The 16,073-nt window shown below is 37.1% G+C and carries 14 protein-coding genes; 3 read left to right on the top strand and 11 right to left on the bottom strand.

Features of this window, described 5'->3' with window-relative positions:
* Positions 1-10: 10 nt before the first annotated feature.
* Together ACIFUW_RS03340 and ACIFUW_RS03335 are read right to left on the bottom strand one after the other, a co-directional pair.
* Complete coding sequence (locus ACIFUW_RS03340; protein WP_002288100.1) at positions 11-751, bottom strand: MBL fold metallo-hydrolase; 741 nt, start codon at positions 749-751, stop codon at positions 11-13.
* Between the two features lie 69 nt (positions 752-820).
* Entirely contained in the window at positions 821-1,612 is a 792-nt protein-coding gene (locus ACIFUW_RS03335) for a DUF975 family protein (RefSeq protein ID WP_085811613.1), read from the bottom strand.
* A 115-nt stretch (positions 1,613-1,727) separates the two neighbouring features.
* On the opposite strand from ACIFUW_RS03335, the gene ACIFUW_RS03330 reads away from it, so the two are divergent.
* Positions 1,728-2,636, top strand: a complete 909-nt coding sequence (locus ACIFUW_RS03330) for an IS982-like element ISEfm1 family transposase (RefSeq protein WP_002295743.1) — start codon at positions 1,728-1,730, stop codon at positions 2,634-2,636.
* Positions 2,637-2,671: 35 nt separating this feature from the next.
* Here ACIFUW_RS03330 and ACIFUW_RS03325 read toward each other — a convergent pair whose 3' ends face one another.
* The 8 genes from ACIFUW_RS03325 to ACIFUW_RS03290 form a co-directional block, all read right to left on the bottom strand.
* Positions 2,672-3,754, bottom strand: a complete 1,083-nt coding sequence (locus ACIFUW_RS03325) for a M42 family metallopeptidase (RefSeq protein WP_002288096.1) — start codon at positions 3,752-3,754, stop codon at positions 2,672-2,674.
* A 140-nt stretch (positions 3,755-3,894) separates the two neighbouring features.
* Positions 3,895-5,163: a D-alanyl-lipoteichoic acid biosynthesis protein DltD gene (gene dltD, locus ACIFUW_RS03320; protein WP_002288094.1), complete on the bottom strand. Its 1,269-nt coding sequence runs from the start codon at positions 5,161-5,163 to the stop codon at positions 3,895-3,897.
* Between the two features lie 2 nt (positions 5,164-5,165).
* Positions 5,166-5,399 (bottom strand): D-alanine--poly(phosphoribitol) ligase subunit DltC, encoded by a 234-nt coding sequence (gene dltC, locus ACIFUW_RS03315; RefSeq protein WP_002288092.1) that lies wholly within the window; start codon positions 5,397-5,399, stop codon positions 5,166-5,168.
* A 44-nt stretch (positions 5,400-5,443) separates the two neighbouring features.
* Positions 5,444-6,649 carry a D-alanyl-lipoteichoic acid biosynthesis protein DltB gene (gene dltB / locus ACIFUW_RS03310; protein ID WP_002288090.1) on the bottom strand — a complete coding sequence of 402 codons (1,206 nt, stop codon included), beginning with the start codon at positions 6,647-6,649 and terminating at the stop codon, positions 5,444-5,446.
* Positions 6,646-8,160: a D-alanine--poly(phosphoribitol) ligase subunit DltA gene (gene dltA / locus ACIFUW_RS03305; protein ID WP_002288089.1), complete on the bottom strand. Its 1,515-nt coding sequence runs from the start codon at positions 8,158-8,160 to the stop codon at positions 6,646-6,648. The genes dltB and dltA overlap by 4 nt, the downstream gene beginning before the upstream one ends.
* Before the next feature lie 10 nt (positions 8,161-8,170).
* On the bottom strand, positions 8,171-8,320 hold the full coding sequence (locus ACIFUW_RS03300; RefSeq protein ID WP_002288113.1) for a teichoic acid D-Ala incorporation-associated protein DltX: 150 nt from the start codon (positions 8,318-8,320) through the stop codon (positions 8,171-8,173).
* Positions 8,321-8,600: 280 nt separating this feature from the next.
* A complete protein-coding gene (locus ACIFUW_RS03295; RefSeq protein WP_002288087.1) occupies positions 8,601-10,643 on the bottom strand; it encodes an ABC transporter permease in 2,043 nt (680 codons plus the stop codon).
* Positions 10,633-11,400 carry an ABC transporter ATP-binding protein gene (locus ACIFUW_RS03290; RefSeq protein WP_002304285.1) on the bottom strand — a complete coding sequence of 256 codons (768 nt, stop codon included), beginning with the start codon at positions 11,398-11,400 and terminating at the stop codon, positions 10,633-10,635. The genes ACIFUW_RS03295 and ACIFUW_RS03290 overlap by 11 nt, the downstream gene beginning before the upstream one ends.
* A gap of 325 nt (positions 11,401-11,725) precedes the next feature.
* Here ACIFUW_RS03290 and nrdD point away from each other — a divergent pair, with 325 nt between their 5' ends.
* The gene (nrdD, locus tag ACIFUW_RS03285; RefSeq protein WP_002288083.1) at positions 11,726-13,915 is read left to right on the top strand and encodes an anaerobic ribonucleoside-triphosphate reductase; all 2,190 of its coding nucleotides are present in this window, start codon (positions 11,726-11,728) and stop codon (positions 13,913-13,915) included.
* A gap of 314 nt (positions 13,916-14,229) precedes the next feature.
* Entirely contained in the window at positions 14,230-14,832 is a 603-nt protein-coding gene (gene nrdG / locus ACIFUW_RS03280) for an anaerobic ribonucleoside-triphosphate reductase activating protein (RefSeq protein ID WP_002288081.1), read from the top strand.
* Positions 14,833-14,885: 53 nt separating this feature from the next.
* Here nrdG and dinB read toward each other — a convergent pair whose 3' ends face one another.
* Positions 14,886-16,007, bottom strand: a complete 1,122-nt coding sequence (gene dinB, locus ACIFUW_RS03275; RefSeq protein WP_002294035.1) for a DNA polymerase IV — start codon at positions 16,005-16,007, stop codon at positions 14,886-14,888.
* Between the last annotated feature and the right edge of the window lie 66 nt (positions 16,008-16,073).

Below are 16,073 nucleotides of genomic sequence, written 5' to 3'. Positions count from 1 at the left end.
GTTCTTCCTCCTAAATGTTAAACACTTTGTCAACTGCAGCAAGTTCTATATCAATCCCTTTGCCTGCTGCCTTTTGCGCTTCATTTTTCAATTGTTCTAAATCACCAAACTGAGGTAGGTGTGTAAGTACAAGTTTCTTTACGTTAGCTGATTTCGCAAGTTCTCCAGCTTCTTTTGAAGTGAAATGGGCATGATGATGTTCATTTCCTTCAAAAAGATAGGTATCTGCTAGAAACAAATCAGCATCTTTCGCAAAATCAGCGAAACTTTCCAAATAACCTGAATCACCTGTAAATACGAATACTTTCCCCGTTGTTTCTTCTACGATACGCATGGCGTAACATACTACTGGATGGATTGTTTCCATAAAAGTAATCAGAAAAGGACCAATTTTTAATTCTTCAGCTTCAAAATAAGGATGTCCTTTTGAGACATTTTCCAACGTCAATTCTTCAAAGTGAATGGAATCTTTTGTGTGTCCATAAATTGAAAGCAATGTCTCCGGATTTCTCTTAGGATGAAGTTGCCAGTAATACTGTAATACACCAAGGTCAGCAATATGATCATGATGATAATGGCTAAGGATCACAGCATCTAGATCAAGTGGATCAAGGTGTTCTTGTAATTTGATCAGCGTAGCACTACCTGCATCGATCAACAAATTGAACCCGTCAGATTGAAGCAAATAACCTGTTGTCCCTTGATTTTTATAAGGATACGCTCCTAAGCATCCTAAAACAGTTAATTTCATCGTACATTCCCCCTCAAAGATTTATCCTACCACAAAAGTTATTTTTTTGATGAATAAACTGCTTACATGCTAAGTAAAATAGGCGTCTGGACCTCCTTTTTCAATCCGTGCTTGTTCATAAAATTCTGCAACTGACACATTCACATAAACAATGACCCACAAAAGACCGATGAACAAAGCGATTGCTCCTAGCAAATACCAGCCGATAAAAGACAGCTGCAACAAAATATACGTACCAATTCTATCTTTCAATAAAAACCAGCCATATTTCAAACATTGAATAACCGACAAATCAGGATAGTCGAACTTTGTCCATGCAGCAAATTGGAATAAACCGCCAACAATACTCATGATGAGTGCTGAAACAAAAATCATCCCTATCATCGATAAAACAAAGCTGATATCAAGAAAATCTTCTGGCATGACACCCGTAGGTACCGCATTTGAACTGAAAAGCAGCTGCATATAAGTACTCACTCCGCTGATTAAAAACATGGGCAGAAAGATTAAACTGTTGAGTAGCCAGTTGATGACTGAATTGATCAAATTGATGCCAAGTATCGAACCAAAATACTTTCTTTGGAAAACTGAAAATAAAAGGTTACTTTTTGGTCTGCCACCCCGTACAACTACTAGCGCAATGTAAAACAATGCATAGTTGAATGCGAATAAAAGTAAATTATCGACTAGAAAACTCAATAAGTGCTGCTGCATGCTTTCTTCCGGAAAAGGACTGAAACCGTCAAAAAAGTTCTGGATGACGCTCGTAAATATTATAGATAAGAAAACAAGCCAAGTATTGATTCCCCATTGATTTTCCAAAGAAACTCGTGCTTTTTTCCGATATTCAGAAATAGGTATTCTAACCCGTGGTGCTAGTTAATTTTTTCCTAGAGGAAAATGTCTAAACATGTTGGTAAATCAACAAAAAAACGCATATAGTAGTCTCAAAACTCCCAAGAAATGAGGACTACATATGCGTTCATCAAAATATACTGAACATTATACAGATACTTTTATAACATTCAAGGAAATTATGAGAACTGTTTCTAACATATACCACAATTGTGTACCAGATAAGATTAAAAACCGAAGAAATACTGATCAACTGAAGCAACGCGATACAGTGATTATTGCTTGTGTTATATGGGGCATAATTAATGGCTATACTAGCCAAAGAGCCACGTATAGAGCGGTTTGTTCCGTCTTATTTCCTAATGGTGACTTTCCTAGTAGGAGTCGATTCACTCGCTTAAGTTCAAACTTAGCTTACACTATCAAGATTATTCGATACTTTTTCATCAAGAAGCTCACCAAAGGTGAACTAGTCGGAATTATAGATAGTTTTCCTAGTCCATTATGTAAACCAGTTAGAAATAGACAAGCAAAACTATTGAATCAAATAGCCAAAGTTGGCTATAACTCAACAAAAAAATCTTATTTTTATGGTCTTAAAATTCATATGATCGTTACTAAGACTGGCTTTCCGATTACTTACTCAATCACGAATCCAGGTGTCCATGACGTGAAAGTGTTAGAGACTTTATCGGAAGAAGCGAATCTTCCCAATATCCTAGGGGACAAAGGATATATTAGCCATAAAATCCATGAAAAGCTTGCCCTTAAGGGCATTACTATATCCGTTCCGCCACGTAAAAACATGGATAAATCAGAAAAACTAGACCACAGCTTACTTGGAAAACAAAGAAAAACAGTTGAGACTGTTTTTTCTTCCTTAGAAAAATTAGGTTGTCAAAATTTCAACTCACGTTCTGTTAAAGGGCTAGAGAGTAGATTTGAAAGCATATTACTGGCTTACAGTGTTCTATTAAGTCGAGCACAACGACGTTTTGAAGGAACTTTGAGATATTCTTTAGGATATTAAAATTAACTAGCACCACGGGTGTATTCTATTATTCATTATTCATAACTCCGAATTTTTTCAACTGTTTCACTATCAAGCCGTTTCACTAATTCTGTGACTAGTTTCACTGTATTCAAATAATCATCTTCATGAATCACTGATGTATGGGAATGCAGATAACGAACAGGAACGGTAATGGCTACAGACGGAACACCATCTCTTGTCAAATGCATTTGTCCTGCATCAGTTCCTCCGCCAGAAATCACTGTATATTGGAATGGAATATCCATTTCCTCTGCTACATCAATAACAAAATTCAATAATTTTTTATGCGGGATCATAGATGCATCAAAAATCAAAATCTGTGGGCCTTTTCCTAAAATCGAATCTGCTTCTTTTGGTGTCATTCCTGGAGTGTCTCCTGCTGTACCAGTATCTAAAGCAAAAGCAATATCGGGATTTACAAGGTGTGTACTTGTTCGAGCACCTCGCAAGCCTACTTCTTCTTGCACATCGCTTCCTGCGAATAAAACATTTGGGTGTGCTTCTTTAGATAGATTCTCTAATACTCGCAGAGAAACAGCTGTCCCGATACGATTATCCCATGCTTTTGCCAGTAAATATTTACTGCCATTCATTCGTTTGTATTCAATATATGGAGTGACCATATCTCCAGGACGTATGCCCCACTCTTTGGCTTCTTCTTGGCTTGATGCGCCAATATCAATGAACATATCCTTTATTTCATAAGGTTTATTTCTTACTTGAGGTGTTAAAACATGTGGTGGTTTGGAACCAATCACACCGTGGACGATTTTCCCTTCACGTGTTTTGATTTCAACTTGCTGAGCAAGCATGACTTGCCCCCACCAACCTCCAAGAGTTTGGAATTCCAAGAATCCTTTTTCGGTTATTTTTGTTACCATAAAACCAACTTCGTCCATATGTCCAGAAATAAAGACCTTGGGGCCTCCGCCAGCACCATGTTTGGCAATCACACTGCCTAAACCGTCATAAAAAATATCATCAGCGAATGGTTTGGCATATTCTCTGAATACTTCTCTTACCTCTTCTTCATTTCCAGGTACTCCTTTTGCAGAAGTTAAATCAATAAGTAGCTGTTCTTCTTTTGTATCCAAATGTTTTCCCCCATTTCTATATTCATATTGTGATTATACCATTGCTTATGATTTTTGTTCAGGCAAACTTGGTATTTTTATCTTTTATTCAGAATATTCAAAAATAAAGAAAACAAGCGAGCAACACTCGCCTGTTTTCTTTATTTTAATTGTAGTTTATCTGGTATTTGATGTTGCCAAGATTTGCTAAAAAAAGCATCGTCAAGATGATACTTACTAGCAGTAATATGATTTTCTTCTAAAAACGGTCTGATCTGTTGATCTGCAGCCAACCAGCCTTTCCAGCCTAGATGGATCGTGTCTTCCATAAAATAGTTGGTACCCGCTTGATTGACAAAATCAGCTATTCGATTGAATCCTTGGCTATTTAATTGAAATTTGATCTTTTTGGCAAATCCTTGTAACATTTCTTGAGATAGTCCGGTATAATCGCTCCATTTCTCGTTAACCGGTGGGATGATGAACAATACTTCGTTATGGTTTTTTGCTAATTGATCCAAGACCAGCTGAAAATCAGAAAATTCTGGCGAAAAACGATAATCCCAATTTTTTTGTGACTGTTTGAGCTCTGGCTCGTGGGCTCGGATACGATGCGTATAAAAATCGTTTTTCAACCCGAATGGATTATTCGTCGTTTCTCGTTCTCCAATTTGATTTGCTAAAATGGATAATTCTGTTTCTTGGTATTGTTTTGGTAATCGTTTTGACTCATGATCGATTTTTTGCTGTCGATCTTTCAACCCAATATTGCTGAATACTTCATCCTCTCTCTTCAGCATGTTCCATTGGCTGCGCAGCTGATTCAAAGATTCAGGTAAAGGTAGCTTCCCTTTTTTGATCGTTTGCAGAATCGCCGTCAACGTATCATTCTCTTTTACTTTTGAGAAAGTTAATAATCTTCTAGCTAAATAGCGATCAGCAGGCGTTACTTTCTTCATTGAAAACAACCAGTCGTATGTTTGAAGTTCAGAATAATACGTATTAAAGTAATCAGTTTTTACACCATTTTTAACGAACCACTGAGGAGAAATAATAAAGACGACTTTCTTGTTTTTCATAGCATCTCCTGCAGAACGCATCATCATATATTGGCTTAACGATTGTGTCCCGGGTGCTCCCAGCAAAAATGGACGATAGTTTCGCTGGTATTTTTCTGCCAGAACAGACGGATGAAATGGACTGATTCTGCTTAATTCACTTGAGCCAAAAAAAGGAATATATTGTTTTTCAGATAATGCATAATTTTTTATCGCATCTCCTTTCAACACGTTCACTGACATGGAAGAAGAGGCACGTCTAATCGTTTCTGGATTAGAGATATCTACTTGATAGGAGGAGGTAAAAAACACAAACAGTAAGCCAACAGCTAAAACAACCGGGCCGAAAATAGCAAAAAGTTTCTTTTTCATACTCAACCCTTCAATGCAGTTGCTTGTTGAATGATTTTATTCGGTGTGCTCCAATCCTCTCGCTCGAATTCAGATACAGGGACTTGGATATCCAGCTCTCCGTCTAGCTCGACTAATAATTGAACAGATGCTAAAGAATCAAGCAACCCTTCATCAAATAGATCAATATCACGATTTTTTCTTACTTCATCTGTTCCTGTTATTTCTTCTAAGATTGATAAAATTTGTTCTTCCATTTTCCTTTTCTCCTTTGTTATATAAATTAATATGTCACTATTCGTTAGCTAAAAAAAAGTTTATCTAAAAATCCTGAAAAAATCAGGAAGCTAAAACATACTGCTTGAAATGTCAAAAATACGGCTAAGCCATGCGTAAATTTGTTAGAAGGCAACTGCTCTTTATGCTTCTTCTTAAATCGGATCCATGCATCTGTCAGACAGATCAGACAAGCATGATACAGTCCATATACGATGTAGTACCACGTCAATCCATGCCATATACCCATTAGAAGAAACAAAGCAAAATAACCGATATTTGACATTACGATCTTGCTTTTAAAAAATTTTTTCTTCATCATGAAGAACATCAATCGCATATATACATAATCACGGAACCAAAAGGACAGCGTCATATGCCAACGATTCCAGAATTCTTTGATATTCCATGATAAAAAAGGTTTATTGAAATTGATTGGTGTCTGATATCCCATCATGTAGCTTGTACCGACTGCAAATAAGCTATAGCCAGCAAAATCAAAAAACAAATACATACTGTACACGTACATATAACCTACTAATGCCCATGAAATACCACCATGCTGTAAGGCAATGCGTCCCACTACAGGAAGCAGTACTTGACCAAAATAATAACCGATAATGAATTTATATAAAAAACCGACAAAAATATTTTGGACGCCTTTTCCCAAAAGATCAACATATTTATCACGAACAGGCGGATGGAGCTGATCTTTTTCAAATCTCCTATAGCGATCGATTGGTCCAGAAGAGATTGTTGGAAAGAACAGCAGAAACTGGATATAACGAAATGGCTTATATGTTTTGATCATGCCATCTCTTATTTCCATGATCATTTGTACAGATTTAAAGGTTAAATAAGAGATTCCTAAAAAACCAAGTAACGATGCTTTTCCATGTTCAAAAAAAGGAGTCACTTTCGTTAAAAACAGTGGAATTATCGCTAAAATAACGGCGGCAAAAAACCATCCTGTCTGATTTTTCCTTTGCCGATAAACAAAATAGCCCCATACAAGTATCGTCTGCCACAAAACATACCCAATCAGCGCCGCTCCCTGTTGCCAATAATTACCTCCAAAGCTGACAAATAAAAAGAAAAGTGTCACTGCTGATTGATAAACTGGTAATCTTTTTTCCCATATCAATAAAGATAGAACGATCGGTACAAGCGCAATGGCTAAAAGAAAAAAATAAAACGGCTCTGCATAAGGGATCATATGAGGTAACATCATTCAGGATTCACCTCAGCTGTTAATTTTTTTCGATCGATTTTTCCATTAACTGTCTGAGGCAGCAGATCGACATAATGGAACTTCTGAGGAATCATATAATCCATTACAACTTCTAGTAATTGTTCTTTGATAGATTTAGTCAACTGAAAATCCGGCTGTTTCGTTTTGTTTTCTAATACGACAAAAGCAACCAGCTGCTGTACTTTTGTTCCTTGGTATTTTGGTACGACGACAGCTTGTTTGATTCGGTTGTCTTGGAGCAGATAATGTTCGATATCCCCGAGTTCAATCCGGTATCCATGTAATTTGACCTGCTGATCCATACGTCCTTCATAAAATAAAAGCCCATATTCATCTAGTCTACCTGCATCCCCTGTATGGTAACTTGCTAAGTCATTTTGACAAAAGAACGCAGCAGCTGTCTTTTCGGGATTGTTCAGGTAACCTTTTGATACGCTTGGTCCTGCAATAATGATTTCACCCGTTTCTCCTTTTGAAACAGGTTTACCTTCTTGGACAATAGAAACTTTCGTGTCTTTTTTTACGTAGCCAATCGGTAGTCGGTCATAACTATCTAGTACATGCTGGTCAATCTGAATACTTGAAATAGCTACAGTTGCTTCTGTTGGACCGTAAGTATTATATATCCGTGCATTTGGGAATCGATCAAGTAGACTTTCTGCAGTTTTTTTCGTCAATTCTTCTCCGCAAAATAAAAACATGTCCAATTCCGGCACATTTTCTCCATTGAATGTAGGTTCCATCAAGCAAATATCCATAAATGATGGAGTAGAAACCCACACATTCAACTTCAAGGCTGGCAATGTCGCGAATAATTGACGAAAGTCTTGAACAACTGCTTTATTTAACGGCTTCAGCATTCCGCCAGAAACTAATGCAGGATAAATAGAAAATACCGATAAATCAAAAGAAAATGGCGCTTGGGCTAAGAAATGCATACCAGGCTTGATCCCAAAGTCTTCCATCGTCCATTGAACAAAGCTGACTAGATTATCATGACTGATTTGTACGCCTTTTGGTTCTCCAGTAGTACCAGAAGTAAAAATAATATAAAAATTTTCTGTACCTTTTACGCTATTTCTGGGATAAAATCCTACTGGTATCTTCTTGATTTCTTGAAATTCTTTTTTTGTTATGACAGGAACCGAAGGAATATCTTCTATCCAGTCCCCGATACTGATGACCATAGATGGTTTAGCCACCCGAAAGATCGATAGGATACGCTCCTTGGGTGTATGCTCTTCAATCGGCAAATAGGCATGGCCAGATTTGACAACCCCTAGAAATGAGACAATCATTTCAAACTCCAAATTGCCAAAAACGACAATTGGTCCATCGCCTTCTACCTTTTTTTCTAAATAATAAGCAAGTGCGTCTGATGCTTGTTTCAATTCACCAAAAGTATGCGTCTCATCCGCCTGATAAGCAACTCGATCAGGTTCATTTATTCCCCAATCATCGATTGCTTCAATAATCGTTTTGATTTCCATACTCTTCCTCCTAAAATTCGTTATAGATAAAAGTTCCTCCTTGAATATTTTTATAGTGATACAGATAAATCAGGAACAGCAGTACTGCACTATAAAAAATTGTTCGAATGATGAATTTTCCCCAATAATTCAATTTTGGATTAGAACGCCATTTGTTCATTGGATTCCCTCCTCATATAACCTCACACAAAGTGTAACTAATTTTGACAAAAAGAAACATGTGTCTAGCTTACAGAAACCGTTTTTTTACTAACAGTTTTGTCACATAGCTTTTATAAAAATAGCACATCAAATCACTGCTTTTTTCTTTATAATTTCTCGTACTTTTAAAAAATATAAAAAATAAAGAGGTTGTGACAAAAATCGTGTCACAACCTCTTATTCCAAATAAATGGTATTCAAAATTTAGTTCTATTTATTATCTTGTCTTATTCCGTATATCATTCCTCGATAATCCGACAATATAACTGACTCGTAATGACATAAAGCAAAAGATAGATAAGGATCAATAAGCCACTCACAAGATAAGCCAACCAGTAATCGGCAGTTTTTATATACTGAGTGAAGACATTGATTGCAAATACTGCGTGAGTGATCCCTAATATCATGGGTGGAAAGAAGGTAAGTGCGTTTTGCTCGAAGATCATCCGTCTGATCCTTCTTTGTGGAATCCCCAGCTTAGTCAATAGGTGATAATTTTCTTTTTCTTCCTCTGCTTCTGCTAATTGCCGGACTGTCAAAATACTACCAGTAGCAATAATCACGATCATCCCGACAAATAGTGTGACAAAAATATTGATACCGATTCGCCGATTAACTGCACGCAATTTCGAATAGCTGGAAGAGAAATTCAAACGAGAGCTTTCTTGGCTAAATTGTGCTTCCTTCATTTGGTCATCCGGAAGTTTCTTTGTGCTAATTTCTCCTTGTAGACTTCCATTTACGATATCATAAGAATAATAAACAGCATTGAGCCACTTTATCGACAGGTCATTGCTCAGTCGTTCATCTATTTTTTCATTATTTCCACCTGATACATCTACATTGACTACTTGATAATCCACACCTTTTGCTTTTTCAAAAACGGTATCATCTACAATCAGTACAGGACTTAGATATACCATTGTTTCGTCACCTAATACACTTGGAAGCATTTGTTGAATCTTCAATTCTTGATTATCTGGCAGTCCAATACTAGATCCATATAATGAAATATTCCGAAAAAGAGTTTGCATTTGATCAAGCAAAACAGTATGACCAGGTGATTTCAAAGAAATGTTCGGCAAATCTGGATTAACTTTTCTGAAGGCTTGATATTGTGTTTCCGTGATCAGATTAGCAGTTTGAAACATAGGTTCTTCGAGATTTTGACTATAGATACTCCCAATGACTTTATAATGCAAGGTGATTTCTTTAGTTATCTTCTGCCCTTCCTCTGCTAGAATCGGCTTGATTTTTTTCTCTGTCTCAACATCAAACTGATAGTCCATCGGGGAGGAAACTTTCTCCTGGTAGGATAAAATAGTAGAGATACTAGCCGTGCCGCCAATTGTCATTAAAGAAATTCCGAGAATGACTGTAATCAGAGAATTTGTACGCCAACTTTTGAGCAAATGAACTTGCGTGTTACCCATTATCAAAAAATTGATACCATAGTAATAAATCTTCCATTTACTCAATATGATCAAAAATAACCGAAATGTATAACAGAAAAACAAATAAGTACCGACCACACAAACGAAAAAAATTAAAAAAGGAAAAAAGAAAACTAATGTATCAAGATAATGATAACTGATCATCCATGAAGTGATTTCCCTAAAATGACTAGCTCCAAAATATCCGCTCGTTAAAAGTAGTAACCCGATGACTGCGAGTAATCGGTGCCTTGTCCTGAAGCGCATTGTTGAACTATCTGCTTGTTCTTTTTCTCCAAAACTTCGAATCATTGGATAGCGCCATATTTTCCATATTGAATATACAGATACTGCTAAAAGGATGATGAAAAAAGCAAATAAAGTATCTACTACTGATGGAATGGAGATAAAAAATGGACTAGTAAGATCCATATCCATCATTCGAACCAAAATCATTGAAAAGAGTTTGGAAAAAATAATACCGAGTAATATCCCAGAAATACAGGCGAACAATCCAATTATCATGATTTCTAACACATATATACCTGATATCTGCAGTTTATTCATACCAAAAAGCTGATAGATGCCTATTTCCTTTTGCCTTCTATTCAAGAAAAATCGGTTGGCACTGAATACGAAAAAAAGCAAAACAACAGTAATGATAAATCCACCAAAACTCAATCCACCATCTATCGAAGTATCTTGACTTGCTCTTCTGACTAAAGATTGATCGTAGGTCATTGCGCTGAAGGAATAATAGATCATTACGGATAAAGTCAAACTGAAAAAATAAACAAGATAGCCTCGTGACTGCCGAAAAAAACTTTTAACGGCTAGTTTATACAGCATTCATTTTTCCTCCTCCGCCAATCGTCGCCTGCATGTCTATTACTTTCTCAAAGAACTCTCTTCTTGTCCCTCTTCTGACAACTTCAGAAAAAATCACACCATCTTTAATAAATAAAATTCTATCGCAGTAGCTTGCTGTATATGGATCATGGGTGACTAACAGTATCGTTGCTTTTTCTTTTTGATTCATGGTCTTCAAGTAGTTCAACAATTCTGTAGCCGACTTCGAGTCCAAAGAGCCAGTTGGTTCATCTGCAAAAATCACTTGTGGCTGAACAACAAGTGCTCTAGCAGCTGCAATTCGTTGTCTCTGTCCGACAGAAAGTTCATCGGGATACCGTTTGAGCAGTTCTTCTATATTCAACAATTGAGCTACATGTCTTACTCTCTTTTCCATTTCCTCTTTAGTCATCCGTTCAACTGCTAGGGGCAATAGGATATTGTCTTTTGCATTTAGGGTATCGATCAAATTGAACTCTTGAAAAATGAATCCTAGTTTTTTTCGACGAAAGTCACTGAGCTCACTGTTTTTCATTTTTGTGATTTCTTTTCCTTGGATCGAGACACTGCCCATCGTAGGCAAATTGATCGTGGACAAGATATTCATCAGCGTTGTCTTTCCTGCACCACTTGGGCCCATAATCCCAACAAACTCGCCTTCTTCTACTGTGAATGAGATATTATCTAAGGCTTTGACGGGAGAAAGTTTGCTGCCGTAGCTTTTACTTAGATGTTTCACTTCGATCATCTTTTCCAATTCTTCTCCTCCTCTTTCATTTTTCATTTCTATTTATTTGCATAGTAGCATATCTACGAATAATTTGCTCTTATGTTTTTGTCACTTTTACTTGGACTGAATAAAAAATTTTATTCAATTATTTTATTCAGCAAAATTAAATATGCAAAAAACAAATCCACCAGCTACAAGTTTTCACCTTTTTTCACAATAAAATATACACTACATATAGTATAGAAATCCAATTATACAGCACATTGAATACTATATATAGCCGATATTTAGTTGCTCCTTCCCCGATTTTGTTTTATGATAGACAAGAACAATTTAGCAGGAGTTGAAGATAATGAAAGTAAATTATGAAGAAAAAACTGTCGTTACTCAGCAGCCAGAGACATCCCAGATGAAAGTCATCAAACGCGATGGCCGCCATGTTGATTTCGATGAACAAAAGATCAATGAAGCACTGATCAAAGCAGAAAAGAAAATTCACGGCTCATTATCACCACTTACTTATGAAAAAATTCAAATGATTGCAGACTTGGTTGTCCAAGAAATCAAAAGCCGGTTTGCTGAAAATGTCAAAATCTATGAGATTCAAAACATCGTGGAACATATATTACTAGAAAAAAACGAATATGAATTAGCAGAAGAGTACATCAATTATCGTACCAAACGAGATTTTGCTCGCAGTAAAGCAACAGATATCAACTTTTCGATTGAAAAGCTAATCAACAAGGACCAAACTGTCGTGAACGAAAACGCAAATAAAGACAGTAATGTTTTCAATACACAGCGAGATCTGACAGCCGGGATCGTTGGAAAATCAATCGGACTGAAAATGTTGCCACCACATATAGCAAATGCGCATCAAAAAGGCGATATCCATTACCATGATTTGGATTATCATCCTTATACACCGATGACGAATTGCTGCTTGATTGATTTCAAAGGCATGCTGAACAATGGGTTCAAAATCGGCAATGCCGAAGTCGAATCGCCAAAATCTATCCAGACCGCCACAGCACAAATCTCACAGATTATTGCCAATGTAGCGTCAAGTCAATATGGTGGCTGTTCTGCCGACCGAACAGATGAATTGCTTGCTCCTTTTGCAGAATTGAACTATAAAAAACATCTAAAAGACGCGGAAGAATGGATCGATTCGCCAGAACGCCAAAAAGAATATGCAAAAGCAAAAACCAAAAAAGATATCTTCGATGCTATGCAAAGTTTGGAATATGAAATCAATACCTTATTTACTTCAAATGGACAAACTCCTTTCACTTCATTAGGATTTGGACTAGGAGAAAACTGGTTTGAAAGAGAAATTCAAAAAGCAATTTTACAGATTCGAATCAATGGATTAGGGAGTGAAAAGCGGACAGCTATCTTCCCTAAACTGATCTTCACTTTGAAAAAAGGTGTGAACTTAAACCCTGAAGATCCTAATTACGACATCAAACAACTAGCATTGGAATGTGCAACGAAAAGAATGTATCCTGATATTCTGAATTACGATAAAATCGTTGAATTAACTGGAAGTTTCAAAGTACCTATGGGCTGTCGTTCATTCTTGCAAGGGTGGAAAGACGAAAATGGTCAAGAAGTAAATGTCGGACGAATGAATTTAGGTGTTGTTACATTGAATTTGCCAAGAATCGCGATCGAATCAAAAGGAGATCAGAATAAATTCTGGCAGTTACTGTCTGACCGCTTAGAAATCATGAAAGATGCGCTTCTCTATCGTGTAGAACGTTGTAAAGAAGCCATTCCAGCAAATGCGCCAATTTTATATATGTATGGTGCTTTCGGGAAACGTCTTTCACGTACCGATTCTGTCAATGAATTATTCAAAAACCGTCGAGCTACTGTATCGTTAGGCTACATTGGATTGTATGAAGTTGCTTCAGCTTTCTTCGGTGGCGAATGGGAAACAAACCCAGAAGCAAAAGCTTTCACACTTGATATCGTCAAAGAATTAAAAGCTAATGCAGATGCATGGGGGGATGAATATGGTTATCATTTCAGTGTCTATTCAACTCCAAGTGAAAGTCTAACTGACCGTTTCTGCCGTTTGGATACAGAAAAATTCGGCATCATCGAAAATATCACAGATAAAGAATATTATACAAACAGTTTCCACTATGATGTGCGTAAAAACCCAACGCCATTTGAAAAATTGGAATTTGAGAAGGATTATCCAAAATATTGTTCAGGTGGATTCATCCACTACTGTGAATACCCTATGCTCCAACAAAATCCGAAAGCTTTAGAAGCTGTATGGGATTTTGCATATGACAAAATCGGGTATCTTGGTACGAATACGCCAATCGATCATTGCTATCAATGTGGTTTCGAAGGTGATTTCAAACCGACAGAACGAGGGTTCGAATGTCCAGAATGTGGAAATCATGATCCAAAAACATGTGATGTAGTCAAACGTACTTGTGGCTATTTAGGAAATCCGCAAGCTCGTCCGATGGTACATGGCCGCCATAAAGAAATTTCCTCACGTGTGAAACACATGAAATGAGGTTGTGAAAAAGCTGTCCTGCATCAAGTAATAAGAATAGCTAAACAAAAATAGTTCCTCATATTTTTCGTTTAGTTGGGCTTATTACTGCAGATGCAAGCTTTTGAACACCGTTTATTCAGAATAAGAGGCTATGACAAGTCTTTTTTCACCACCCTCTTTCGATGGCTTTGTATCTTTGAACGCCCTCTATCAAAATAAGAACAAGCTTTCTTGAACAATGGATTTAGGTCAGTTTGTTCTTATTTATGTGGTCGAGTAGATTTTATCTTCAATAGCTATATCTTTGAACCTTAAATGAAAGAAGTTTTTTTATGAGAAATCCAAAACCAAAAGAATGGTTAGCAAAAGACTACAGCCAAAACTATATTGCTGACTACAAACCGTTTAATTTTGTCGATGGTGAAGGTGTCCGCAACAGTCTTTACGTTAGTGGCTGCTTATTTGCCTGCGAAGGCTGCTTCAACAAAGCTGCACAAAATTTCCGATATGGCAAACCATTCACACCTGAATTAGAAGAACAAATCATCGCTGACTTGCGCAACGATTACGTGCAAGGATTAACTTTACTTGGTGGCGAACCTTTTTTGAATACAGATGTTTGTCTGCAAGTCGTACGACGTATCCGAAAAGAGTTCGGTACGACAAAAGATATCTGGTCATGGACAGGCTATACCTTTGATGAATTGCTACAAGATTCAGAAGATAAATTAGAACTCCTTTCGCAAATCGATATCCTTGTTGACGGACGCTTTGAATTAAGCAAACGTGACCTAAAACTACAATTTCGCGGAAGTAGCAACCAGCGGATCATTGACGTCCAAAAATCTTTAGAATCCAATCAAGTTGTGATTTGGGAAAAATGTACGGATGCAACAGAAACCTATGAACAAATCAAAAAGCAAGACTTGATATAAAAACAGCTTTGGGAGAGAAAACGGATTTCCGGTTTCAACTCTCAAAGCTGTTTTTATATTTCTTGATTTTCCCATAATGGAAGGACGATGTTTTCATAAGTCATCGGGTCCAGATTCGTCAAAGTAATCCCTAACAATCGGATTCCTTTTTCTACTCCCAAGATTTCCTCCCATATAAGGCTTGCTTGATAAAAGAGTGCTTCTTTTTTATAGATATATTCTGGCAATGTCACTCTTTTGGTCACAGTAGAATAGTCCGTGTACCTGACCTTCAAAACTACTGTTTTCCCATGTTTTTGGACTCTTCTCAGTGCTTCTTCTACTTTTTCAGCTAGTTGGCGCAACTGAGTCAGCACTGCTTCTTCCGTTTGCAACGGCTGCCCATAAGTATGCTCTTTTCCCACAGATTTTCGCTCTCTTGTAACGTTTACTGGAGAATCATGGATTCCTCTGACTTTACGATAAAGAGAATAGCCCATTTTTCCAAAATTTCGAATCAACATCATTTCTGTGCATTCATATAGGTCTTTTCCTGTATAAATCCCTAGCTCATGCATTCTAGGTACAGTTTTCTTCCCTACCCCATGAAATTTTTCAATTGGCAAAGCTTTTAAAAATGGCACAGCGTCTTGAGGGGCAACTACCGTGATTCCTCTAGGTTTTTGATAGTCTGATGCTAATTTGGCCAAAAACTTATTGTAACTTACTCCCGCAGAACATGTTAGCTGGACACTCTCCCAAATATCTGCTTGGATCATTCGGGCGATTTTGATGGCTGACTTGCAATTGATTTTATTTTCGGTCACATCAAGATACGCTTCATCGATACTAACTGGTTCCACAATATCTGTATAACGATAGAATACTTCCCGTACTTGTTTGGAAATATCGCTGTATTTATGATGGTCGCCAGGCTTAAAGATGGCTTGCGGACAAAGCTCATACGCTTTTTGTGCACTCATTGCTGAATGAATTCCGAATTTTCTTGCTTCATAATTTGCTGTAGTCACTACTCCACGCCCACCAGTGTCACTGGGGTGTCTGGCAATTACTAATGGATGTCCGCGAAACTCAGGATGATCTCGTTCTTCAACCGAAGCGAAAAAAGCATCCATATCAATATGAATGATTTTTCTTGATGTATCATTATGTAAAGGAAATTGCAGCTCCATCATCCTCACCTCTTATTCATTATACAAGAACATTCGTTCGCGTTCAAGAGATTTGAAAAGTTAGTAGCT

This window comes from Enterococcus sp. PLH-Efm8, from assembly GCF_053011625.1.
Note: the sequence above shows the minus strand (reverse complement) of the source record. Positions and strands in the feature narration are given on the sequence as shown.